Source organism: Streptomyces sp. NPDC051664 (assembly GCF_044453545.1).
Taxonomy (GTDB): domain Bacteria; phylum Actinomycetota; class Actinomycetes; order Streptomycetales; family Streptomycetaceae; genus Streptomyces.
In genome coordinates this window covers 1-2,905 of the sequence record NZ_JBITCU010000094.1, presented here as the reverse complement: position 1 = coordinate 2,905, position 2,905 = coordinate 1, and the positions used below count along the sequence as shown (strand labels likewise).

At 65.3% G+C, this 2,905-nt stretch carries 1 protein-coding gene and 2 pseudogenes; 2 read left to right on the top strand and 1 reads right to left on the bottom strand.

Annotation, left to right across the window (positions count from 1 at the left end; translation table 11 throughout):
• Positions 1-810: 810 nt before the first annotated feature.
• Positions 811-1,374, top strand: a pseudogene (locus ACIA8E_RS41630) (IS5 family transposase); the annotation flags it as partial.
• A 167-nt stretch (positions 1,375-1,541) separates the two neighbouring features.
• Here ACIA8E_RS41630 and ACIA8E_RS41625 read toward each other — a convergent pair.
• Positions 1,542-2,194, bottom strand: a pseudogene (locus tag ACIA8E_RS41625) (IS5 family transposase); the annotation flags it as partial.
• 349 nt (positions 2,195-2,543) lie between these two features.
• Here ACIA8E_RS41625 and ACIA8E_RS41620 point away from each other — a divergent pair.
• Positions 2,544-2,905, top strand: a 362-nt coding sequence (locus tag ACIA8E_RS41620; protein WP_399307277.1) for a transposase family protein, incomplete at its 3' end; no start/stop codon positions are given.

Here is a 2,905-nt window from a genome sequence, read left to right as displayed (position 1 = left end):
CGGCATCTGGCACCCCACCCGAAGAGACGACACGACATGCCATCCCTCCCGCCGAAGCACCGATCTCATGCCTGACCAGCGGAAACGCAGCTACCCCTTCGGAAAGACAACAACTTCTTAGAAAGGGTCCGCGGGCAAGGTGGTGACAGCGTTCACGGAGGGGCTGCCCTACATTGATGGCGCATCAGCATGCTCTCCACGTCAGCACTTTCCCGATCGGGTAGTGCCGTGTGCCCTGATGGGCCTGGATGGCGCAGTGGGCTGGTCTGTAGCGTCTACTCCGTAGGTTTGAAGATCATCGAGAGAACTTCGGAGAAGTCATGCATAGCAGTACACGCGTCCGGCCGGGGCACAGGCTCAGCTCGTTTGCTGTGGGTGCGGCGTTCGCCGCGGCAGCTGTCGGGGCAGTTGTCCTGTCAGCTGGTTCGGCTTCGGCGAGCACTCAGTCCGCGGCTGTGACCTCGGGCCACGTCAAGCTGTGCGCCGAGGGCACCTACTCGATCGCCCTGACGATAAGCTCCAATGGGCAGCAGCAGCTACAGAGCAGCTCTGTCGCTCCCGGCAGTTGTTCGACGTTCGCGCTGCCCGCGGCTGGCAGCATTGTGTCGATCATCATGCCGAAGCATGATAACCAGGCCATTTACACCTACAGCCACAGCAACCCGAACTCGGCCGGTTACACGTTCCACGCGACCGGGACCAGCACCAACGCGGGGTTCTACATCTCCTGAGTTTGCTGATTCCGGCGCATCACGGGGGCCACAGACGACAAGATCGTGTCCTACATGGTGGTTGGTTGTTGAGGAATGCGTGGCGAGTGTTGGGTGGGGCCGGATAGTTCCGGACGGGTGTGGGAGATCGCCAAGCCCTTGTTGCCACCGGCCCGTGTGAGGCCGCAGGGTGGTGGGGTCGTGAACATCGACGACGAGGCGGTGTTCACGCCGCGACCATCTATGCTCTGGTCAGCGGGTGTGCCTGGCGGGCCTTGCCGCCGTGCTTCGGGGCGTCGAAGTCGACCGTGCACCGTCGGTTCGTCATCTGGTCGCGGCCCGGTGTGTGGAGCCGGCTGCATCAGAAGATTCTCCAGCTTCTGGACGAGCAGGACTTGATCGACCTCTCCAGCGTGGTCCTGGACTCCGCCCACATCCGTGCTGAAAGAGGGGCGCACTTGCAGGTCCGTCGCCCGTGGACCGGGGTGTGCCCGGTTCCAAGATGCATGTCCTGTCCGACGCGGACGGCCTGCCCCTACGTGTCGGTCTCTCCGCGGCCAACACCCACGACAGCCAGGGCCTGAAGCCGATGCTGTCCCACTTCCACATGGGAAACGACTCCCACGCGACCGAATCCAAGCCGGTCCGCCTTCACACCGACAAGACACCCCATGCAGTTATCGGGTCAAGCAGCTGATGCGAGCGGGGGCAGTACCAACGGGGCGAAGCCGATCGTTTCGTCGAACTCCTGGCGGGCCGTCAGGCAGTGGTGGAGCTGACCGAGTATGCGATTGAACAGGCGACGGAGGGCGGCGTGGCGGCGATCGCCGGTGCCTTGTCCGCCAGGACACGGTCGGGCCGGGTGCGAGGCCGTCCAACTCCGGTGCGAGGCACGGAAACCTGCTTCAGCACCCGCTCGAGCTGGGGGCCGTCACCGTAGTGTCCGGGTGTCAGGACGAAGGCGAGAGGCCGGCATCGCCCTTCGGCGGCGAGATGGATCTTGGTGGTGAAGCCGCCGCGGGAACGTCCCAGACACTCGCCGATCTGACCACCTCCTCCAGCCGGACGGTCAGTTTCCGAAGCACCGGATCGACCTGATTCGTCCCTCGATCGGTCCCCTTTTGAGGAACCGCGGCCGGGGGCGCTTTCCTCGCGCCGGCGGCATGCTGGTGAGCCCGCACCGCTGTTGAGTCCACCGACACGTCCCAGTCGATCCGGCCAGCGGCGTCCTCGGCGGCCTGGACTTTCGACAGCAGCATCTCCCACGTCCCATCCGCTGACCAGCGGCGATGACGTTTATAGACCGTCTCCCACGGCCCGAACCGCTCCGGCAGATCCCGCCACTGCACACCCGTCCGCACCCGGTACAGCACCCCGTTGATCACCCGCCGGTGATCACTCCACCGACCCCCACGCCCACCACCAGGAGGTAGGAAGGACTCCAGCCGATCCCACTCCGCATTCGTCAGATCCCCACGGCCCATACAGCCAGCCTGGCCCCAACACCCCACTCACGTCCGGAGATCCGAGAAACAGTGCCTAATAGAAGCGCTCGCTGGCGCACCACCCCATCAGCCGTCCGTGGCCCCAGCTGAGCCGAGGGTCCTCGCTCCCGTGAAGAGCTCCACGGCTCCGGACGTTCGGGAGGTGGCCCTGGGGACGGCCCGAACCACGGCACGTACGCCGACCGAATTCGAAAGGGCAGGGGCCGCGCATGCGTTCCTCTTGTCGAAGCGCTCCCAGGCGCTGCATACAGACCAGACGTCTCACCCGGCCCCTGCCAGGACTAAGGGCTGTCCCGTAACTGCTGGTCACAGGTGAGATGATCTTGCGGTGTCTGGTGTGATCACGGCGTCGGAGCCGTCCTGGATAGCCCCGTTCACCGGGCTGAGCCCGCGTTCCTTCGGCAAGCTGGTGACCGCGCTGCGCCGTGAAGGTGCAGATCCGGTCCGCAAGGGTCGCCCGTGGTCTCTTCCGCTGGAGGACCGGGTGCTGCTCGTGGCGGCCTACTGGCGCACGAACTTGACGATGCGCCAACTCGCTCCGCTCTTTGGTATCTCGAAGTCCGCGGCCGACCGCGTCATCGACCACCTCGGCCCGTCGCTCGCGCTCCAGCCACGCAAGCGGTTCCGCAAGGACACCGTGCTCATCGTGGACGGCACCCTGGTGCCTACCCGCGACCACACCATCGCCGC